The sequence below is a fragment of the Actinomadura sp. J1-007 genome (assembly GCF_009793335.1).
In the GTDB taxonomy this organism is placed as follows: domain Bacteria; phylum Actinomycetota; class Actinomycetes; order Streptosporangiales; family Streptosporangiaceae; genus Spirillospora; species Spirillospora yumaensis.
On the sequence record NZ_WING01000001.1, the window covers coordinates 4,378,747 to 4,399,266 of the forward strand.

A 20,520-nucleotide genomic window follows, 5' to 3' on the forward strand; every position below is an offset into this window, starting at 1 on the left:
CTCGGTCATGGGCGCACCTCGGCGGCGCCCTCGAACGTCATGGCGAGGTGCCCCACCGTGGCGGTGCTCAGCGCGCGGGCCCGGTCGAGGCCGAGGCCGCGCAGCTCCTCGGCGACCGGGTGGTCGCCGAGGCGGACGGCGGCGCCGCCGAGGCGCATCCGGACCCCGGACGGCCGCACCTCCCAGGGCGTACGGCGCGTGACCCCGTCCATGCAGGAGTACGCGTCGAGCCGGGGCGCGCCCGCGCCGTTCGGGAGGGGCGCTCCGGGCCGTACGGCCAGCTCGATCGCCGTCCGGCCGTCGAACCGCACCGCGCACCGCCGGACCCGTCCGGACAGGTCCAGCGGGATGTCGGCCAGCTCCTTCGGGAAGCCCCAGATCGTCCGGCCCGCCTCCAGCGTGAACGGCTGGTTGACCGGTAGCCAGTGGATGAACGCGCCGACCCCGGCGAGTCCGCGCAGCCGTCCGAGCGGGCCGGACGGCGGCGGCGCGCCGGGCGGCCGGACCAGGAACGCCACCGCGAACTCGTGGTACGGGCCGAGGTCGCCGTCGGCGTACCGGACGAAGGCGAGCGAGCAGACGGCCCGCCCCCGCCGCGGCTCGGCGATCTCCAGCCCCGAGTAGGCGATGACGGCCTGGGCCGCCGCCGCGGGCACGGCGAACATCGCCGAGGCCACGGCGGCGTCGCGGATGCGTACGGGCAGGGTGACCTTCTCACCCTGGATCACATGAGCGTCGGACGCGGATGTCACACCGCTTAGTAGAACAGGTTCTTGTTTTGGAGGAAAGGGCGGGGCCTCGGTTGAGCGCGAACGGGTCAGGAGAGGGCGGCCCTGATCCGTTCGAGGGTCGTGCGCATGCCCCTGCGGTTGACGGCCGCCCGCTCCGGCGCCGGAACGCCGGTGAAGACCCTGCCCAGCAGGGAGACCAGGGCCGCGCCGCGGGAGTCGCGCCGCAGGTCCTCCCAGTACTCGGTGAGCCGGGTGGTGCCGTCCCCGATGTCCTCGATCCGGTAGCCCCACAGCGCCACCGCCATGCCGAAGCTCGACACGCGGAACGCGAACGCCTCGCCCGGAACCGCCGCCGTCACCCGGCAGTTGGTGAACCAGATCCGCCAGCCGAGCCGGTTGAACCCGACGAACCGCAGGCCCGGCCGTACGGCGTCGCCCCGCACCCAGACGGCGAAGACCTCGGGGCTCCACTCCCCGGCCCGGCGCGGGTCGGCGACCGCCGCGTACACCTCCCTCGGGCCGGACGGTACGACGATGCTCTCCTCGGCGACCCATTCGCGTTCCATGGGCGCATCGTCCCAGACCGTCCCGGCCCTCAGCCGACCGGGATTCGCACGCCCTCGCTGCCCTCGCCCTCGTGCAGTTCGAGCGCCTCAGGCCGGAACCCGCTCGGCACGTCGAACGCGAGGACGCCCTCGAACGACGCGGCGGCGGGCAGCGGCCTGGCGAACGCCCGGGTCCGCGGCCCGGGCCGTCCGCCCGCGAACAGCATCGCCCCGGCGTGCCCGCCCCGCGAGCCGTCCAGGCGCTGCGCCGTCGCGTCCAGCACGAGCGGCGCGGTGCCGGTGTTGGTCGCGACCAGCCGTACCTGGCAGAACGCCCCGTTCCCGGACCTGACGCCCTTGATCGCGGTCCCGCAGCGCGGCGGCGAGGCGGTGAACGTCAGGCCGCCGTCCCTGACCGGCGTCCCGAACGCGCCCTCGGCCGGGCGGTGCAGGTGCCGCCAGGCCGCCAGCCCGCCCGCCGCGACGCCCGCGATCACCAGCACGGCCAGCACCCGGCCCGTCCAGGCCGCGGCGGCCGTACGGCCCCGGGTCAGGGCGATCTCGCGCGCGGCGAGCCACCCGATCTGGACCGTCGCCGCGAGGTCGGCGGCGCCGACGAGGGGCAGCAGCCATCCGGCCGCGCTGCGCCGATACGAGTTGAGGATCAGCAGCGTGGCGAACGCCGCGACGGCCTGGACGCCGATGACGGCGCCCACCGCGCGGGCGATCCGCGCGCCCGCGCCCATCGGCGGGGGAGGCGGCGTCGCGGCGGGGGCCAGCGGGTGGTCCGGTCGGGTGATCGGGGTCGGCACCCGCACCAAGCTACCGACGGCGGACCGTCCTTGATCACCGATGGCCGGTGCCGGACCGGCGCGCGCCGTCCGCGCCGTCGGGGCCGTCCGCGCCGTCAGGGCAGGGGGAGGCGGACGCCCTTGCTGGAGCCGTCCACATGGAGTTCGACGGCGGACGGGCTGAAGCCGGGCGGCACGTCGTAGACCAGGACGCCGGTGAACGACGCGCCCGTCGCGACGGACCGCACGGGGAGCTTGGACCTGGCGTTCGGCACGGTGCCCTTGAACAGCGCGATCGCGCCCTCCCCGGACCCGGTGGAGCCGCGCAGGCGCTGCTCGGCCGGGTCGAGGACCCGCGCGGAGACGCCGGTGTTGGTGACCGTGAGGCGCAGCCGGCACAGCTTGCCGTCCTGCGCCCGGACGCCTTTGACCTTCACGTCGCACTCCGGCGGGGCAGCCTCGAAGGTGAACTCGCCGTCCCTGGCGGGCCTGCCGAACTCGCCCTCCGCTGGCCGCGCGCGTTCCAGGTGGATCGCGAGCCCGGCCGCGCCGACCCCGCCGAGAACGGTCAGCGTCACGCCCCGGCGGATCCACGCGCGGGTCCGCCCGCGCCCCGCCGCGGCGGGGTCCACGGGCGGGGGCGCGGCGGGCGGCGGGAGCGGCTCGCCCGGCGGCGTCCACAGGGGCAGGTCCTCCGGCCGCCAGGTCGCGTCGATGCTCTGTCCGGCGGCGGTCAGGATGTCGAGGGGCGGCTCGAACGAGGCGTACGCCTCAGGCGTCGCGGCCGCTTCGGGCTCGCGCGGGCGCGGCGTACCGCCGACGAGGGCGAGCAGCAGATCCTGCGCGGCCGGACGCGCCCGGGGGTCGGGCGAGAGCGCCCGCGCCACCAGCGTCCGCAGCGGCTCGGCCAGGTCGCCGAGGTCGTACAGCCGCTCCTGCGCCCGGTAGGCCATGACCAGGGGGTCGCTCGTGGCGCGCGGGTCGGCGCCGTCGAACGGGTGCCGTCCGATGCCCGCGAACCCGACCAGGCAGCCCCACGCGAACACGTCACTGGCCGGCGTCACCTCGCCGGTCCGGACCTGCTCGGGCGAGATCCAGCCCGGCGACCCGACGACGACCCCGGACCCGGTGTGCCCGGAGCCCTCGCCCACGCCGCGCGCGATGCCGAAGTCGATCACGCGGGGGCCGGAGATCGACAGCAGCACGTTCGCGGGCTTCAGGTCGCGGTGCACCAGGCCCGCCGAGTGGATCGCGGTCAGCGCCGCCGCGACGCCGACCGCCACCCCGTGCAGCGTCCCGGCGGGCAGCGCCCCGTGCTCCCCGATGTGGTCCGACAGCGGCGCGCCGTCCACGTACTCGGTGACCAGGTACGGGCGCCCGGCGTCCTCGCCGTGGTCGAGCACGGCGGCCGTGCAGAACGACGCGACCCGCCGCGCGTGCCGTACCTCGTCGTGGAAGCGGGCCCGGTAGGCGGGGTCGGCGGCCAGCTCGGACCGGACGACCTTGACGGCGACCCGGCGGCCCGCGCCGTCCGCCGCGAGGTAGACCGCGCCCATGCCGCCCTGGCCGAGCCCGCCGAGCAGGACGTACGGCCCGATCGACGCCGGGTCGCCGGACGCGAGCGGACGCGTCCCCGACGGCAGGGGTCCCCCGAACTGCGTGTGTCCGTGCACTGGGCGTGCTCCTCCGCTCGGCCGTCCCCCTGGCCGGTCGCCGCACCGGCCGCCCGCGTACGGCCCTCCGCGCACGCGTACGCCCACGCGGTGCGCACGGCGTGCGCGGCCGTGTGCGGCGCAAGGGGGCTCAACGTATCGGATGAGGTCGGAAAACGGACCCCTGATGCGGGGCGGGCGGCCCGTCAGCGGAGGTGCGCGTAGGTCTCCCGCCAGTCCTCGTACCAGGCGGCGAACCAGGGGTGCGGCCGGGCGAGCGGCATGACGTAGGTGACGGTCTCGGCGTAGTAGCGGCGCTGGAAGTCGGGCGGCATCCGGTCGAGGCGCTGCACGTTGCTGACGCGGTCGGCGAGCTTCACCAGGACGGCCCGGTCGGGGGCGTCGCCGAGGCGGCGCAGGTAGGCCGACTTCGCGGCGCGCTTGGCCTGCCTCCCGCCGCCGGCCGCGGGAGGCTTGGTCACCCAGTCCACCAGCTCGGCGACGTCCGGCCCGAACCCGTCCTCGATCTCCGGGACGGTCGCGTCGGTGTCCTCCACGGTGTCGTGCAGCAGGACGGCGGCCAGCACGCCGGTGTCGGTGACGCCCGCGCCGCACGCCATCGCCTCCAGGGCCTCCAGCAGGTGCTCGACGTACGGGACGCCCGTCGGCCGCCGCTGCTCGCCGTGCCAGCGCTGCGCGGAGGCCGCCGCCCGGTCGAGGACGTCCAGCGCCGCGGGCTCGACGGGCAGGGCCGCGCGGGCCTCGGCCCACGTCCGCCACGAGGTGAAAACCTCCACGGTTCCTCCGTTCTGCCCGGCCCGTGTCGCGCGGGCGTCGCGTTCACGGCATGGTGGGAGTCGCTCACGCAGCACAGTACGAGGCCGGGCGCGGAGCTGGAGCAGGGGAGGCGGTACGGGCGTGGTCGCGAGGCGGTGGCGGCTGGCGGCCGGGGTCCTCTCGGGGGCCCTCGCCCTCGCGCTCTGCGCCGTCCTGGTCGACCGGTTCGTCCTGAACGCCGAGTGGTGGCAGGTGCGGCACACCGTCACCACCCGGCCGGTCGCGCCGCAGGGCGAGATCGGCCCGCCGCCCGGCCCGCTCACGGTGAGCTGGGAGCGGACGGCGCGGATCCACCACGGGCCCGTCGCCGCGTACGACAGCGTCGCCTACGAGGTCGCCGACGGCCAGGTGGTCACCGCGTCGGGGCGGGGCCTGGAGGTGCGCGACGCCCGGACCGGCGACGACCGCTGGAGCTACCGCCGCGCCGGGTGGACGCTGCTCGGCTGGGCGTCCACCGGGGCCCGGCTCGTCGCCTACTTCGAACGCGACGGCGACCGCGGCGACCGGCAGATGGTCGGGCTCGACGCCCTGTCGGGCGGGCTGCTGTGGCGGCGCGGCGACGCCGAGCACCCGGCCGCCGCCGGGCGCGCCACGCTGCGCTGGCCCGCCGCCGAGGACGTGGTGCTCACCACCGACGAGCGGCGGCGCGAGCTGTACGGACGGTCCGCGGCCACGGGCTCGCGCGTGTGGCGGATGCGGCTGCCGGCGCGGTGCGCCCTGTTCGACGGCAGGGCGCGCCCGGCCGCCGGAGGCGAGGACCTCGCGGTGGTCGCGCTCGACTGCCCCGGCCGGTCCCGGCTGATCGCGCTCGACCCGCGGAACGGCCGCGTCCGCTGGAACCATCCGCTCGGGTCGCGCGGCGCACCCGAGGTGGCGATGGTCGAGGGCGTCACGCTCGCGGCGGACGGTTCGGCGCTGCGGGCGTACGACCGGGACGGCAAGCAGTTCGCGCAGTGGCCGGGCGACGCCGTGTGCGGCGACGGCACGCTCTGCCCGGGGGCGCTGCTGGACGGGCGGCTCGTCGTGTCGTACCACCCGCGGGGCGAGCCGGAGGGCGCGTCCCGCCTGGAGGCGGTCGAGGTGGCGTCGGGCCGCCGGGCGTGGAGCCGCGACGCCCCCGAGTACGCCGCGTTCGCGCAGGCGGGCGACCGGATCTACGGGCTGCGGGCGCGGCTCGCCGAGGGCCTGCTGCCCGCCGGGGTCGACATCATCGAGCCGACGTACGGCGGCGCCCGCACCGCGCCCGCGCCGTTCGCGGTGGACCCGGAGATCGACGGGGTGCGGCCGTGGCTGGCGGCGGCGGGCGGCCTGCTGTACGTGGCGGTGCCCGAGGCCGCGCCCCGCCCGGACGGCGCCGCGCGGCTCGTCGCGCTGCGCGGCGGCCCGGCGGGGACGGGCCCGGCCGAGCTGGGCGGCGTCCCCGAGAGCGACTGGCCCGACGCGTGCGGGCTGCTGAAGAGGCCCGACCTCGCCGCCGTCCGCATGGACGACTACGAGACCCGTCCCGGCCGCGCCGTCGTGGGAACGGTCAAGCTGCCGCGTCCCGTCACGTGCGCCTACGAGGCCAAGGAGCCGAGGAAGCGCGCGAAGGCCCGGCCGGGCGACCGTCCCCGCGACGAACGAACCCTCGCGGGGGAACCGCGCGCGGGAGAGCCGGGCGCGGGGGAGCCGGGCGCGGGAGAGCCGGGCGCGGGGGAGCCGGGCGCGGGGGAGCCGGGCGCGGACAGCCCGAACGGCGACCTGGCCCCCGGTTCGTCCGAGCCGGAACGCCCGAAGCCCGAGCCGTCCGGCACCAAGGGCTCCCCTGCCCCCAAGGGCTCGAAAACGGCGGGCAAACCCGACGACGCGGGCCTGGGGGAGTCGGAGTCGTCCGACCGCACGCTGCGGATCTCGGTCCGCTGGGTCGCGCCCACCGGCTCCGCCGCCTCCGGCCTCCTGGACGCGCTCCAGTCCACCCAGAGCAAGGCGCGCCGCCGCACCGACCTCGGCGGCGACGAGGTGTACGAGCTGGGCCCCACCGCCGGAACGATCGCCATGCGCGTGGACCGCTACATCATCGTGATCGACGCCAACCGCACGAGCGGAACGGCCGTCAGCCTCGCCAAGTCGGTCGCCACCCGCCTCCACCGCCCCCGCCCTGAACGCCGAGGCCGGCGGGCCTGGTCAGCAGGCTGGTCAGCGGGCCTGTTCGGGTTCGGGGGCGGGGGTGGAGCGGCCCGCCCAGCTCTCCAGGTGGGCGACGAAGCTCTCGGCGTGGGCGGGCCAGTGGTAGCGGGCCCGCGCCGTCTCGTAGCCGCGCTTGCCCTGGCCGACGCGCAGCTCGGGGTCGGCGCGCAGGCGGCGGACGGCGTCCGCGGCGGCGTGCGGGTCGCCGAACGGGACGACGGCGCCGCAGCCGGCGGGCTCGACGATCCGCACGGCGGGCGGCAGCGGCGTGGTGATCACCGGGATGCCGCGGGCCATGTACTCCACGACCTTGGTCGGCATCGAGTGCCGGTAGTTCGGCTCGTCGTGCAGCAGGGCGAGCCCGGCCATGGCGCCCTCGGCGATGCGCAGGGCCCGGTCGTTCGGGACGAAGCCGTACCAGCGCAGGACGCCCTCGCGCTGGGCGTCGCGCAGCGCCGGGCGGACCCGCTGGTCGGCGGCGCCGATCAGCTCGACGGTGACGCCCTCGGGGGCGAGCAGCCGGGCCGTCTCGATCATGTCGAGCGCGCCGCGCGCCACCGACAGGTGCCCGACGTAGACGGCGCGGCGGTCGTCGGGCGGGCCCGGCGGCAGGTCGGCGACGTAGGTGGTGTTGGGGACGACCGGGTGCGGGTCGCGGAACCGGGCCCGGTAGCCCTCCTCGGCGAGCAGCAGCCGGTGCCGCCGCTCGCTGCGGCTCTCCAGCCGCCGGACGGCCGGGCGCAGCAGCGGGCGGGCGGGCGCGGGCACCCAGCCCTTGGCCGACAGCGCGGCGGCGGTGTCCTCGTGGACGTCCCACACCACGGTCCGGCGCCGTACGGGGCGCGGCAGCGAGACCAGCAGCTCGGGGTCGTGCAGCAGCACCAGGTCGGCGTACGCGGAGTGCTCGACCAGCGCGCGGTGCGCCGCGCGCAGGGCCCGCAGCCGGTGTCGGCCGGTGGCGCGCGGGACGTCCACCGGGCTGATCTCCCGCCACGGGGTCACGTTGCACGCCCGGAACGGGGCGATATAGGTGACCTCATGGCCCGCGTCGATCAGCGCGCGGATCTGCCGGTGCAGAATCCGTGCGTCCTCGGGATGGTGCACGACCGTGCAAACGCAGACCCGCATTCCACTCACTCCGGAAGGTGCCGATAATCGCCCACGGTGGATTCTTTGCCGTGCATGGAAATTGCGGATGAATTCCGTTCGACGGGCGGATGCACGCCCGTGGGCGGGCGTTCACCCGCCGCCGCGGCCCGCGGCGGCGCTCAGAGCAGCTCGACCGCCCCGTGCCGGACCGAGCGTGTGCGGCCCCTGGAGTCGAACAGCAGCCGCGCGTGCCGGGCCAGCGTCGCCGCGTCGTAGGCGGCGTGGTCGGCCAGCACGATGGCGAGGTCGGCGTCCGCCAGCGCGGCGACCAGGTCCGTCCCCGCGTTGCGCACCTGGCAGCCCTCGACCTGCCAGTCCTTGACGTACGGGTCGTGGTAGGCCAGGTCGGCGCCGAGCCGGGCCAGGCGCCGCGCGACGGGCCGGGCGGGCGACTCGCGCTGGTCGGCGATGTCGGCCTTGTACGTCACGCCGAGCAGCAGCACCCGGGCGTTCTTGAGGGCGCGGCCCTCGCGGTTCAGGAGCTGCTGGGCCCGCTCGACGATGTAGCGCGGCATCCGGTCGTTGATCTCCTGGGCCAGCTCCACGAACCGGAACGGGTAGCCGAGCGACCTGACCTTGTACGACAGGTAGTTCGGGTCGATCGGGATGCAGTGCCCGCCGACGCCCGGCCCCGGCCGGAACGCCTGGAACCCGAACGGCTTGGTCGCCGCGCAGTCGATGGCGTCCCACAGGTCGATGCCGAGCTCGTGGCAGAACACCGCCATCTCGTTGACCAGCGCGATGTTGACGTGCCGGTAGGTGTTCTCCAGCAGCTTGGCCATCTCGGCCTCGCGGGTGCCCTTGGCCTGGACGACCTCGTCCACGAACTTGCCGTAGAACGCGGCGGCGGCCGAGGCGCAGGCCGCCCCGTGCCCGCCGACGATCTTGGGCGTGTTGCGGACCCCGTAGACGGGGTTGCCCGGGTCGATCCGCTCCGGCGAGAACGCCAGGTGGAAGTCCTCCCCGGCGACGAGCCCGGAGGTCTCCAGGATCGGCCGGACGACCTCGTCGGTCGTGCCCGGGTACGTGGTCGACTCCAGCACGACCAGCGTCCCCGGCTCCAGCAGGCGCGCGACCGTCCCGGCGGCGCCGCGCACCGCGGTCAGGTCCGGTCCGCCCTCCTCCGAGAGCGGGGTCGGCACGCAGATGACGATGGTCCTGGCCCCCTCCAGGACCGCCTCGTCCGTGCTCGGGACGAAGCCGGCGGCGAGCATGTCCTCAACTTCGGCGGGCGAGACGTCGTCGACGTGCGACAGCCCCGCCTTCAGCCCGGCGACGACGCGTGCGTCGCGGTCGAGGCCGCCGACGCGCAGGCCGGCCCGGCAGGCCTCCCGCACGAGCGGCAGCCCGACGTAGCCGAGCCCGATGACCACCAGATCCACGCCGGTGGCTCCCTTCGCGAGTTCACGGTCCTGGTTCACGGCCGCCCAGCGCGGCGTACGCCTCGCGGTAGCGGACCGCGACGGCCCGCCAGGTGCGTTCGGCGCTGACCCATTCGCGGGCCGACCGTCCGATTTTTCTACGTACTTCCGGACTGTAAACGAGCCGGTCGAGGGAATTCGCCCATGCTTCCGGATCTTCGGGAGGTGTTAACGTGCCGGTCACACCCGGTTCGACCATTTCACGCAGAGCATTGACATCACTTGCTATTACTGGGATTCCCCCGGCCATCGCCTCGATCGGCTTCAGGGGCGTCACCATCCGGCACACCCGGTCGTCGCGCCGGGGGACCGCGAACACATCGAGGACCGCGTGATACCGACGAACCGCATCCATCGGCACCCTGCCGGTGAACACGGCGCGCACGCCGCGCTCGGCGGCGCGGCGTTCGAGCGCCCCGCGCTCGGGCCCGTCGCCGACGAGCAGCAGCGTGACGTCGGTGCCGCGCGCCGCCAGCAGCGCGGCGGCGTCGATCAGCGTGTCGATGCCCTCGTAGCCGTAGAACGACGAGGTCAGGCCGACGACCGGGGCGTCCGGGGCGATGCCGAGGTCGGCCCGCAGTCGCGACCCGTCCGGCAGCGGTTCGAGGAACGAGCCGTCCACCCCGTTCGGCACCGTGATGATCTTGCCGTCGGGGACGCCGCGCGAGGCGATCTCGGCGCGCATGGTCTCGCCGAGCGTGACGACCAGGTCGGCCTCGTTCATCCGCCGCGTCTCCAGCTCGCGGGTGAGCCGGTAGAACGGGTCGTCCTCGCTGCGGGACGGGTCGCGCGACAGCCAGGAGTCCTCCAGGAACCCGCGGACCTCGTACACGACGGGCAGGCCGTGGCGGCGGCCGAGCTCCAGCGCCACGGCGGCGTTGAGGTGGTTGCTGACCGCGTGCAGGACGGCCGGGCGGACCTCGCCGACGATCGGCTCGGCGAGGTCGGCGGCCTTCTCCACGGCCCGCACCGGGTCGCCGGGCGGCAGCCACGGCAGCAGCCGGTGGTACGGCACGCCGTCCACGTCCACGCGGGGCCTGGTGTCGCCGACGCCCTGGCTGAGCGGGTAGCCGAGGCGCGTGACCACGTGGGTGTCGAAGCCCATCTCGCGCTGCGCGACCGCGATCCGATGCGTCCGGACGGTGTAGCCGGCGTTCGTGGCGGGCAGTGCGTTGGTCACGAACGCGAGCACGCCGGGCCCGGACGCGGACCGCGCGGGGCGGCCGGGCGGGGGCGTGTGCGCCAGCAGGGCGCGCAGCTCGGCGCACTCGCGGGCCTCGGAGCGCGGGCGCGGGACGGCGAGGCGGGACCGGCTGAGCCGGACGCCCGCCCGGCCGGGCGCGGCGCGCGCCAGCAGCCGGACGGCGAGGCGCGGGGTCCGCGCCGGATCGTCGCGGAACTGGCGCCAGGCGAGTCCCGGCAGGTAGACGGACCTTTTCAGCACGGACCTCTTGTCCAAGGGTCTGGTGAGCACGGCGGGCGAGCGTAAGCGACCCCGATGAACAGAAGGGAAATCGAGTTGGCGCCTATCGTGCACGTCCTGGGGGCGCGGCCGAACTTCGTCAAGGCCGCACCGGTCATCGACGCGCTGGCGGCCAGGGGCGCCGAGCAGGCCGTCGTCCACACCGGCCAGCACTACGACGAGCGGATGTCGGAGATCTTCTTCACCGAGCTCGGGCTGCCCGAGCCGGACGTCAACCTCGGCGTCGGATCCGGCAGCCACGCCGCGCAGACGGCCGCATTGCTGACAGGGCTTGAGCAGGAGTTCACGAGCCGTTCACCCGCGCTGGTCATCGTGTACGGAGACGTGAACTCGACCATCGCCGCCGCGCTCGTCGCGGCCAAGCTCCAGATCCCGGTCGCCCATGTGGAGGCCGGGCTGCGCTCGTTCGACATGACGATGCCCGAGGAGGTCAACCGGCGGCTCACCGACCAGCTCTCCGACCTGTGCCTGGTCACGAGCCCGGAGGCGGTCGGGCACCTGGCCAACGAGGGCGTGCCGGTGGAACGGGCCCACCTGGTCGGCAACCCGATGATCGACACGCTGCTGCGCAACCTCGACGCGTTCGACACCGGACGGGTCCGGGCCGGCCTCGGGCTGCCCGCCCGGTACGTCCTGGCGACGCTGCACCGGCCCGCCAACGTGGACGCGCCCGACATCGCCGCCGAGCTGGTCGGGCACCTGCACGGCGTCGCCGACCTCGCCGACGTCGCGATCCCCGTGCACCCGCGCGGCCGGGCGACCCTGCTGGCCGCCGGGCTCGACGCCCACCCGCGCGTGCACGTCCTCGAACCGCTCGGCTACATCGACTTCCTCGCCGCCGTACGGGGCGCGGCGGCGGTCGTGACCGACTCCGGCGGGCTCCAGGAGGAGACCACCATCCTCGGGGTGCCGTGCCTGACGGTGCGGCCCAACACCGAGCGGCCCATCACGATCACCCACGGCACCAACCGGCTCGTCACGTTCGAGGAGCTCGTCCCCGAGGCGCGCAAGGCCCTGGAGGGCGACGACCCGGCCCGCGCCGAGCGCAGGCCGCCGCTGTGGGACGGGCAGGCCGGGCCCCGCATCGCCGACGTCGTCATGGAGTTCCTCGGCGAGTACGGGGCGGCCCGGTGACCGGCGAGGACAGGGACGAGCAGGTGCGCGCCGCGGGGGCGCGCAGCGCCGCGTCCGCCGCCAAGGCCAACCGGCAGCTCGCCCGGCTGCGCGCCACGCTGCGCGAGCGCGAGTCGCGGGTGCAGGAGCTGGAGCGGCGGCTCGACGCGCTGGAGACGTCCACCACCCTCCAGTTCGGACGGCTCGTCGCGGGCGCGGCCCGCAACCCGAAGCGGCGCGGCGTGCGGCTGCCGCGCGAGCTGTACCGGCTCTGGCGCAAGCGGCATGCGCCGACCGTCGCCGTCTCCACCCGCGACGGCGAGCGGATCCAGCTCGACCACGTCGACCGCCCCGAGGACCGCCTCCTCGTCGCCGCGCCGTACGACGGGCCGGTGGTCGCCGGGGTGCTCGGCCGCGCCGCCGCGGGCGTGCTCGCCGGGCACGCGCGGGTCGTCTCGCTGTACCCGCACGACGCCACGATCGCGCTCGACACCGCCGACGTGGACGTGCTCGTCGTCGACGCCGCCGCCGGGGAGCCCGGGGGCCCGTGGGCCTACCTCGGCACCCCCGGCATGTACGACCGGGACCGCGCCCTGCACGACGTGCGGGAGCTGGCCCGCGGCCGGGGCCTGCCGCTCGTCCTGTGGGGCGAGGCGCCGCCGCCGACCCTCGCCGTCCTGGACTGGGACGCGACCGCCACCACGCCCGCCCAGCTCGCCGGGCTCGTTCGTTGAAGGGACACTCAGTGCGACCACGCGCCCTCGTCTACGGCGACGTCGATCTCAACCTGATCGACGGCTCGGCGATCTGGGCCCAGGGCATGGTGCAGGCGCTCGCCCGCGCCGGATGCGCGGTGACCCTCGTGCTCAAGGCCCCGGTCCGCACCGGGCGGCTCATCGACCCGCTGCGCGCCCTGCCCGGCGTCACCGTCCGCGCCCCGCACGCCGAGGGCCTCGTCGACCCCGGCCAGAGCATGCCGCCGCGCGTCGCCGGGCAGATCCTGTCCCGGATCGACGCCGAGGACCCGTTCGACCTGGTCGTGGTGCGGGGGCGGCGGCTCGCCGGGAAGCTCGCGGGCGGGCCGCTCGCCGGGCGCCTGTGGACCTACCTCACCGACGTCCCGCAGTCGGCGGGCGAGTTCGACGGCGCGAGCAAGGGCGAGCTGCGCCGCATCGCCGACGCCTCGCGGACGCTGCTGTGCCAGACCGAGGAGCTGCGCGGCTTCCTGGAGAGCGCGGTCCCGGCCGCGGCGGGCAAGTGCGCGCTGTTCCCGCCCGTGGTCGTCCTGCCCGAGGGCCTCGCGGCCCGGCCGGACGGCGCGCCCGAGGGCCGGGCGCTGCGGCTGGTCTACACCGGCAAGTTCGCGCCGCGCTGGAACACCTACGAGATGACCTCCCTGCCGCGCCTGCTGGCCGTGCGCGGCGTCGAGGCCGAGCTGCACATGGTCGGCGACAAGATCCACGACGATCCGAAGGACCCGGGCTTCGCCACCCGGATGCGGACGGCGCTGGAGACCGGGCGCGGCGTCGTCTGGCACGGCGGCCACCCGCGCGCCGAGGCGATGCGGCTCACGGCGGGCTGCGACGTCGGGCTGTCGTGGCGGCACCCGGAGCTGGACGCGAGCCTGGAGCTGTCCACCAAGGTCCTGGAGTGCGGCACGCTCGGCGTCCCCGTCGTGCTCAACCGGACCCCGATGCACGAGCGCCTGTTCGGCGCCGACTACCCGCTGTTCGCCGCGTCCGAGGACGACGTGGTGGACGCCCTCGCCCTCATCGGCAAGAACCCCGAGGTCTACACCCTGGCCGTCGACCGCTGCCGCGCCGCCGCCGCCGAGTACACCCTGGACGCCGCCGCCGGACGCCTCGTCCGCTACCTGGAGCAGGCGTTCCCGGCCCCGTCCGAGAGCGTCCTCGACGCCGCCCGCGCCTTCGCGGGCGCCGGCCCGGACGGCGTGCTCCCCGAGAGCCTGCCGGACGGCCTGACGGGCGACCTGATGGCCGACGTGGGCGCGGGCACGGGCCTCGGCGCGAGCACCGACGGCGGCGCGGGGACGCTCGCGGTGAACGAGCCGCGCAAGCTACGGGTGGGCGTCGCCGGGCACGACCTGAAGTTCTTCACCCGCCTGCTCGACTACCTGAGGTCACGGCCCGACATGGAGGTGCGCGTCGACCACTGGCAGGCGCTGAAGGTCCACGACCCCGACCGCGGGCAGGCGCTGATCGGCTGGGCCGACGTCGTCATCTGCGAGTGGTGCGGCCCGAACGCCCTCTGGTACGCCCGGCACAAGCGCCCCGGCCAGCGGCTCGTCGTCCGGCTGCACCGGTTCGAGCTGTACGCCGGGTGGCCGAAGCACCTCGACATCGACGCGGTGGACGAGGTCGTCTGCGTCAGCCCGCACTACGCCGACCTCACCCGGGAGATCACCGGCTGGCCCGCCGCGAAGGTCCGGCCCGTCCCGAACTGGGTGGACGACCACCAGCTCGACCGGCCGAAGCTCGCCGGGGCGCAGCACCACCTCGGCATGATCGGCATCGCGCCGTCCCGCAAGCGGCTCGACCTCGCGCTCGACGCCCTGGAGGAGCTGCGCCGCGACGACCCGCGCTTCACCCTGTTCGTGAAGTCGAAGCTGCCGTGGGAGTACTGGTGGATCTGGCAGCGCGACGACGAGCGCGAGCACTACGAGCGCGTGTTCCGCCGCATCCGCCGGTCGCCGCTGCTGTCGGGCGGCGTGGTGTTCGACGCGTACGGGCGGGACGTCGCGTCCTGGCTGCGGCGGATCGGGTTCGTGCTGTCCACCAGCGACGACGAGAGCTTCCACCTCGCCCCGGCGGAGGGCATGGCGTCCGGCGCGGTCCCCGTCCTGCTCGGCTGGCCCGGCGCGGACACCATCTACGACCCGCGCTGGATCCACGCCGACCCGTCCGCGATGGCCGCGTCCATCGCCGGCACGGTCGCCGAGGGCCGCTGGGAGGCCGACCGGACCCTGGCCCGCGACCAGGTCCGCGCCGCGTACGGCCTGGACGAGGTCTGCCGCCAATGGACCGACCTCCTCGCAAGACCACCCGCCCCCGTACACCCCGCCCGGGTCAGCTGAGCCCCCGCGACCGGCCCGTTGCCGGGCGGCGTACGTGGGGCCCCGCCGCCGGGCGGCGTACGTGGGGCCCCGCTGCCGGGCGGGGTGCGTGGAGCCCCGCCGCCGGGCCGCGTACGTGGGGACCCTGCCGCCGGGCCGCGTACGTGGGGCCCCGCCACGGGGCGGCGTGCGAGGAGCCCCGCCACGGGGCGGCGTGCGAGGAGCCCCGCCACGGGGCGGCGTGCGAGGAGCCCCGCCGCCGGGCCGCTACGCGGAGCCCCGCCGCCGGGCGGCGTACGTGGAGCCCCCCGCCGTGGCGCGTACGCGGACGCCGCCGGGACCTGCTGCATACGAGGACGCCGCCGGACGTGCCTCGTACGCGGACGGCGCTGGGCGTGGGACGGGCCCGGGCCGCGATCGCCGTGGATCGCGGGCCGGGACCGTTCCGGAGTGTGGGCGGGGTGTCAGCCGCCGCTGCCGACGACGGCCTCGATCTGCTCGGCGGGGAGTTGCGCGCGGTAGCCGTCGATCTTGGCCTCCAGCTTGGCGAGGCTGCGGCTGTAGGCGCGGCTGGACAGCCAGAACTTGTAGATGATCACCAGTTCGAAGGCCAGCATCCCGGCGGCCGACAGCGCCACCACCGGGATGACGGCGCCGGGGACGATCGCGGCGGCGACCGGCGCGACGATGAACACGCCCATCTGGAACTCGATGCCGCTGATCAGGTGCGGGCGGATCCGGCCGCGCAGCAGGGCGTCGCGGATCCGCGGGTACCACGGCACCCGCTCGTTGAACCCCTGGGCGAGCGCGGCGTTGGTGTCGCCGAGGACCCGGTTCTCCATGTCGGCCTCGGGGTCGGCGCCGAGGACGCCCTGCGCCGAGCGCAGTTCCTCGGCCATGGCCGCCTCGTCGGCGACCTCGCCGTTGGCGCGCCGTACGGCCAGTTCCAGCGCCTGCGACTGCTCCGCGGCGGCGGTGAGCTGCATGCGCATCTGCTGGCGCACCTTGAAGATCTCCAGGGCGTCCATGTAGCGGAGCATGTCGAGGAAGACCACCGCGACGGCCGTCCACACGTACGCCACGTTGTGCGTCGCCGCGTACTGCCCGCCCATCAGCGCGATCGCGCAGGCCAGCACCCGCACCCGGTCGAAGATGTAGTCGAGCCAGGCGCCGAAGACCGAGCCGGTGCCCTTCAGCCGGGCGATCTTGCCGTCCATGCAGTCGAGGGTGAACGACAGGTGGTACAGCAGCGCCCCCACCAGCAGCCACGGCCAGGAGGCCGCGGTGAAGCAGGCGCCGGCGCCGAGGCCGAGGATCAGCGCCCCCACGGTGAGCTGGTTCGGGGTCACGTTGGTCCGGTTGGCCGTGAAGCGGACCATCCGGGAGGCGAGCGGATCGACCAGCAGTACCGTCCACCATGCGTCACGCGCCTTGTACGTCCGTTGCCGGACGTCGTCGAGCGTGAAGTTCGCCATGGAGAGGTGTCCTTTCATCGTGAAGAGGCTTCCCCGGTCGCGGGTCACGCGAACCTCAAGATCATTTACAGCTCCGGGGGCGCGCGAACGCCTCTGGGAGCGCGTGCCCTGGCCCCGTGCGGCCCATCGATGCTATCGGCTTCCAGGGCGGGCTCTTCCGGCATGTCGCCTACTCGTGACCCGCCGCTCACAACGCGCTTATGCCCCGTGCCCGGCGGTCTCCCGGGAACGCGGCGGCCCGGCGGAACGGGTGGCGGCCGGCCCCGTCCCGCCCGTCCCGTGACGCGTTCGGGACCGAACCGGGGCCGTACGCGGCCGCGCCGCGGGCCCGGATGATCGCCGGGCGTCGGTAGGCTTTGCGGGTGAGCGTCAGTCCCCCGGTGTCGAAGTCGGTCGAGTCGTCGCAGGGCGGAGGGGCGTCGCCCCGGCCGGCCGTACGGACCGGCGCCGCCCGGCTGGGCCGCTTCGCCGCCGCGCACGCGCTGTTCGGCTGCGTGCTCGCCGCGGCGGTCTGGATCCGGGTGATCGCGGTCAAGGGCTACCCGGCGCCGCTGTGGTTCGGCGACTCCCAGGGCTACCTGAAGGCCGCGATCCACCTCGCGCCCGGCGCGACCCGGCCGAGCGGCTACCCCTTCCTGCTGTGGCTGATCAAGCCGTTCCACAGCTTCACCGTGATGGTGGCGGTGCAGCACGCCGTCGGGGTGCTCATCGGCGTGCTCGTCTACGTCCTTGTCTGGCGCGCCGCCCGCGCGGCGTGGCCGCCCGCCCCGGACGGCGCCGAGGGACGGTTCGGACGGTTCGGCTGGCGGGTCTGGGTCCCGGGCCTGATCGCCGCGCCGCTGACGGTGCCGGTGCTGATGCCCGTCCACCAGATCGCCCTTGAGCACATGCTCATGGCCGACAACCTGTTCACGTTCGTCCTGCTCGCGGCCGTCACGGCGGCCCTGTGGCGGCGCCGGATGACCTGGTGGCTCGGCGCGCTCGCCGGGCTGCTCGCGGCGGGCGCCGCGCTGACCCGCTCCGCCGGGCTGCCGCTGATCGCGGTGATCCTCGTCGCGATGGTGCTGCGCCGGGCCGGCTGGCGGGCGTGCGTGGCCGCCGTCCTCGCGTTCGTCGCGCCGATGCTGGGCTACATGGGCTGGTTCAAGGCCGAGCACGGCGAGTTCGCGCTCAGCAAGGCCGACCAGATCTGGCTGTACGGGCGGACCGCCGCGTTCGCCGACTGCAAGGTCATCAAGCCGCGGCCCGAACTCGCGATCATGTGCCCGAAGCGCACCGACCCGCGGATGTCCCCGGCGTTCGCGTCGATGTGGACGGGCGACTCGCCGTTCCGCAAGATCCCCGGCTGGGTCACCGGCCCGACCGCCAACAAGCTGGCGGGCGAGTTCGCGTGGGCGGCGATCAAGGCCCAGCCCGGCGACTACGCCAAGGTCGTCTACGAGGACACGATGCGGTCGTTCGACTGGGAGCGCGAGGCGTACCCGACCCCGTGGACCTGGCTCCAGTACGAGTTCCCCGAGGGCGAGGGCTGGCCCGACGAGCAGGCGCTGATCGCCGAGCAGTACGACCCGGGCGGCGGCGAGTTCCGCGTGGTCGACCCGTGGGCGAAGACGATGCTGAAGTACCAGGACCGCTACGCGATGCCCGACGCCGTCCTCGGCATCATCCTGCTCGCGGGCCTCGCCGCGGCGCTCCCGCACATCCGGCGCAACGGCCGCTGGACGCTCCTCGGCCCGGTCCGGCACTGGGGGACCGGCGCCCTGCTCCCGTGGGGGATGAGCCTCGCCCTGCTGGTGATCCCGGCGGCGACCGCCGACTTCGACTACCGCTACATCCTGCCCGCCGTGCCGTTCGCCTGCCTGGCCCTCGGCCTCGCCCTCATCCCGCCCCCGCGCGAACTCCGCACCGCCCCCGCGCCCCGCGAGGACGACCACGACGACGCGCCGCCCGAGCCCGCCGAGCCCGCCGCCGAGCCCGCCGCGGAGGCCACCGAGAAGGCCGTCCCCGAGAAGGAGACGGCCGACGACAAGGAACGGGCCAAGGAACCAGCCAAGGAGCAGGACAGAGAGCCGGTCGGCGACGAGGCGGCCGACGCGCGGTGATCAGCGCTTGGCGGCGCGCAGCTCGGTGAGCATGGCCTCCCACCGGGCCGCGATCTCGCCGATCCGGTAGCGGTCCGCGGAGGCCAGTGCGTTGGCGGCCATCCGCCGCCGCAGCTCCTCGTCGTCGATCAGCCGGATCAGCGCCTCGGCCAGCGCGCCGGAGTCCTCCGGCGGCACCAGCAGCCCGTCGTGCCCGTCGGTGATGATCTCGCGGGGCCCGCGCGGGCAGTCGAACGACACCACCGGCACCCCGCACGCGAACGCCTCGATGATCGTCATCCCGAACGGCTCGGCCCGCGACGACACCGCCAGGATCGACGCCTTGGCGATCTCGCCCTCCAGGTCGTTCGCCGGTCCCATGAGCAGCACGTCGTTGGAGAGCCCGAGGCCGGTGGCGCGGGCGCGCAGCCCGTCGCGGCGCGGCCCGCTCCCGTACACGCGCAGCCGCCAGCCCGGATGCTTCTCCACGACCTTCGCGAACGCGTCGATGAGCAGGTCGTAGCCCTTGACCCAGACCAGGCGGCCCCCGGCGGCGACGACCCGGTTCTCCTGCCGCGAGCGCGGGTGCACCTGGTCGGGCAGGCCGTTGCCGATGGTGACCACGCGGCACCCGCCGTCCGGCAGCGCGGCCTCGTAGTCGGCGCGGTCCGCGTCGGTGAGGGTCGTGACGGCGTCCAGGCGCGGGTACCACCGCTTGATCTCGGCGAGCAGGCCCGGCTCGTTCATGCCGAGCTGGAGGTGCTCCTGCGCGACGCGGACGACCCGGGCCGGGGCGAAGCGGGCGGCGGCGACGTTCAGCCCGGCGCGCGTGGTGACGAGCACGTCGGCGCGCATGCGGCGCAGCGCGCGGGCGAGGCGCACGTCCGTCCAGGCGGAGAAGCTGGAGTAGCACCGCTCCTCGGGGTGGACGAGCCCGCTCGGCCGCCCGGCGAGGCGCGCCGCGCGGGCGGCGTACGGCCACGGGGCCCTGGCGCCCGCCCGCTGGTCCACCAGCGAGCGCATCCGGACGCCGCCGGGCACCGGGAACGCGGGCTCGTCCGCGGCCCGGAGCACGCTGATGATCTCGACGCGGTGCCGCCGGGCGAGCTCCCCGGCGAGGGTGAAGGTGCTGCGGACCGTTCCATCCATCGTGTAGGCGTCCAGCAGCAGGAACGAGATCCTCACCGCGCCGCCCCCGCCGTGACCGGCTCGACCGGGTGGCACGCGATCGACAGCTCGTCGCGCGCGGTGTAGTAGGGCCGCACGGTCGCGCGCCGGTCGCCCGCGCCCGCCGCCTGCTTCGGGAACGACAGCTTGCCGCGCTTGCCGGGCGCGTCGTCCAGCCGGGTCGCGAGCCGCGCGTGCAGGTCCGCCGCGTCGAGCCAGAGGTCCCACAGCGTGGACGAGGGGCCGGCGAACGCCTCGACCGCGAACGCGGCCTCGAACCGGGTGCCCTCGGTGCGGGCGTGCTCCACGAGCATGCCCGCGCCCTCCCGCGCGATCGCGACCAGCCGCGCCCCGCCGGGCACGTCCCCGCCGTACGCGAGCCGCCCGCGGATCCTGACCTCGCCGTCGCGCGGGTGGACCGCCTCGACCTCGGCGTGCGGCGCGACGTCCTCGACGGTCAGCATGACGGCGCCGCCCGCGGCGGAACGGCTCGCGCGGACGGCCCGGTCGCGGGGGACGGCGGCGTAGGCGAGCAGCCCGTCGAGCGAGAACCCGGGGTCGTCGGTCGGCAGCGGGACGGCCTGCTCGCCCCCGCGGCCGCCCGGCAGCTCGATCAGAACGTTCCACACGCCCGCCGCGAGGTCGCCCGCCGGCAGCGTGGCGGTGTCGCCGGTGACGGCGGCGGTCCGTTCGGCGCCGGACGCGGCGTGCCGCGCGACGAGCCGGGCGCCGTCCGGGAGCGGTTCCGACCAGCGCACGAGCAGCCGATCGTCGCCGTCCACCCTGGCGTGCCGAGCCACCGCGTCCACCGGCCGTCGCCTCCCCCGATCGCGAAC

Annotated in this window: 15 protein-coding genes and 1 pseudogene; 5 read left to right on the forward strand and 11 right to left on the reverse strand. The window is 75.4% G+C overall.

The features are described 5' to 3' along the window. Positions 1–5: 5 nt before the first annotated feature. From GEV43_RS19965 to GEV43_RS19985, 5 genes are all read right to left on the reverse strand, one after another. Entirely contained in the window at positions 6–752 is a 747-nt protein-coding gene (locus GEV43_RS19965; RefSeq protein ID WP_309239730.1) for an acetoacetate decarboxylase family protein, read from the reverse strand. A gap of 65 nt (positions 753–817) precedes the next feature. Beyond that, positions 818–1,297 carry an SRPBCC family protein gene (locus GEV43_RS19970; protein WP_160821981.1) on the reverse strand — a complete coding sequence of 160 codons (480 nt, stop codon included), beginning with the start codon at positions 1,295–1,297 and terminating at the stop codon, positions 818–820. Between the two features lie 29 nt (positions 1,298–1,326). After that, on the reverse strand, positions 1,327–2,088 hold the full coding sequence (locus tag GEV43_RS19975; protein WP_160821982.1) for a hypothetical protein: 762 nt from the start codon (positions 2,086–2,088) through the stop codon (positions 1,327–1,329). Between the two features lie 95 nt (positions 2,089–2,183). Next, entirely contained in the window at positions 2,184–3,740 is a 1,557-nt protein-coding gene (locus GEV43_RS19980; RefSeq protein WP_309239731.1) for a serine/threonine-protein kinase, read from the reverse strand. Between the two features lie 185 nt (positions 3,741–3,925). Beyond that, complete coding sequence (locus GEV43_RS19985) at positions 3,926–4,516, reverse strand: HD domain-containing protein (RefSeq protein ID WP_160821983.1); 591 nt, start codon at positions 4,514–4,516, stop codon at positions 3,926–3,928. Between the two features lie 550 nt (positions 4,517–5,066). Between GEV43_RS19985 and GEV43_RS56170 the strand changes: the two are divergent. Continuing rightward, positions 5,067–5,489, forward strand: a pseudogene (locus GEV43_RS56170) (PQQ-binding-like beta-propeller repeat protein); the annotation flags it as partial. A 1,242-nt stretch (positions 5,490–6,731) separates the two neighbouring features. On the opposite strand, the gene GEV43_RS19990 reads toward GEV43_RS56170, so the two are convergent. The 3 genes from GEV43_RS19990 to GEV43_RS20000 form a co-directional block, all read right to left on the reverse strand. Further along, complete coding sequence (locus GEV43_RS19990) at positions 6,732–7,850, reverse strand: glycosyltransferase family 4 protein (RefSeq protein ID WP_160824655.1); 1,119 nt, start codon at positions 7,848–7,850, stop codon at positions 6,732–6,734. A 140-nt stretch (positions 7,851–7,990) separates the two neighbouring features. After that, positions 7,991–9,253: a nucleotide sugar dehydrogenase gene (locus tag GEV43_RS19995; protein ID WP_160821984.1), complete on the reverse strand. Its 1,263-nt coding sequence runs from the start codon at positions 9,251–9,253 to the stop codon at positions 7,991–7,993. A 22-nt stretch (positions 9,254–9,275) separates the two neighbouring features. Further along, positions 9,276–10,766: a glycosyltransferase family 4 protein gene (locus GEV43_RS20000; protein ID WP_160821985.1), complete on the reverse strand. Its 1,491-nt coding sequence runs from the start codon at positions 10,764–10,766 to the stop codon at positions 9,276–9,278. A 24-nt stretch (positions 10,767–10,790) separates the two neighbouring features. On the opposite strand from GEV43_RS20000, the gene wecB reads away from it, so the two are divergent. The 3 genes from wecB to GEV43_RS50570 all read left to right on the forward strand — a co-directional run bounded on the left by wecB (position 10,791) and on the right by GEV43_RS50570 (position 14,982). Then, on the forward strand, positions 10,791–11,909 hold the full coding sequence (gene wecB, locus GEV43_RS20005) for a non-hydrolyzing UDP-N-acetylglucosamine 2-epimerase (protein ID WP_160821986.1): 1,119 nt from the start codon (positions 10,791–10,793) through the stop codon (positions 11,907–11,909). Next, the gene (locus tag GEV43_RS20010; RefSeq protein ID WP_175250099.1) at positions 11,906–12,622 is read left to right on the forward strand and encodes a hypothetical protein; all 717 of its coding nucleotides are present in this window, start codon (positions 11,906–11,908) and stop codon (positions 12,620–12,622) included. Before wecB ends, GEV43_RS20010 begins: the two co-directional genes overlap by 4 nt. Before the next feature lie 86 nt (positions 12,623–12,708). Then, a complete protein-coding gene (locus GEV43_RS50570; RefSeq protein WP_241683677.1) occupies positions 12,709–14,982 on the forward strand; it encodes a glycosyltransferase family 1 protein in 2,274 nt (757 codons plus the stop codon). 443 nt (positions 14,983–15,425) lie between these two features. Here GEV43_RS50570 and GEV43_RS20025 read toward each other — a convergent pair whose 3' ends face one another. Then, positions 15,426–16,436 (reverse strand): CDP-alcohol phosphatidyltransferase family protein, encoded by a 1,011-nt coding sequence (locus tag GEV43_RS20025; RefSeq protein WP_160821987.1) that lies wholly within the window; start codon positions 16,434–16,436, stop codon positions 15,426–15,428. A gap of 362 nt (positions 16,437–16,798) precedes the next feature. On the opposite strand from GEV43_RS20025, the gene GEV43_RS20030 reads away from it, so the two are divergent. Beyond that, positions 16,799–18,538 carry a hypothetical protein gene (locus GEV43_RS20030; RefSeq protein ID WP_160821988.1) on the forward strand — a complete coding sequence of 580 codons (1,740 nt, stop codon included), beginning with the start codon at positions 16,799–16,801 and terminating at the stop codon, positions 18,536–18,538. Here GEV43_RS20030 and GEV43_RS20035 read toward each other — a convergent pair whose 3' ends face one another. Both GEV43_RS20035 and GEV43_RS20040 read right to left on the reverse strand, forming a co-directional pair. Then, entirely contained in the window at positions 18,539–19,702 is a 1,164-nt protein-coding gene (locus GEV43_RS20035; RefSeq protein ID WP_160821989.1) for a glycosyltransferase family 4 protein, read from the reverse strand. Further along, positions 19,699–20,493, reverse strand: coding sequence for a hypothetical protein (locus tag GEV43_RS20040; RefSeq protein ID WP_160821990.1), 795 nt, complete (start codon positions 20,491–20,493; stop codon positions 19,699–19,701). The genes GEV43_RS20035 and GEV43_RS20040 overlap by 4 nt, the downstream gene beginning before the upstream one ends. Between the last annotated feature and the right edge of the window lie 27 nt (positions 20,494–20,520).

Coding starts and splice junctions, on each gene's coding strand:
- GEV43_RS20025 (WP_160821987.1), bottom strand. CDS start 16,436: ATGGCGAACTTCACGCTCGACGACGTCCGGCAACGGACGTACAAGGCG.
- GEV43_RS19970 (WP_160821981.1), bottom strand. CDS start 1,297: ATGGAACGCGAATGGGTCGCCGAGGAGAGCATCGTCGTACCGTCCGGC.
- wecB (WP_160821986.1), top strand. CDS start 10,791: ATGAACAGAAGGGAAATCGAGTTGGCGCCTATCGTGCACGTCCTGGGG.
- GEV43_RS50570 (WP_241683677.1), top strand. CDS start 12,709: ATGGTGCAGGCGCTCGCCCGCGCCGGATGCGCGGTGACCCTCGTGCTC.
- GEV43_RS19990 (WP_160824655.1), bottom strand. CDS start 7,850: ATGCGGGTCTGCGTTTGCACGGTCGTGCACCATCCCGAGGACGCACGG.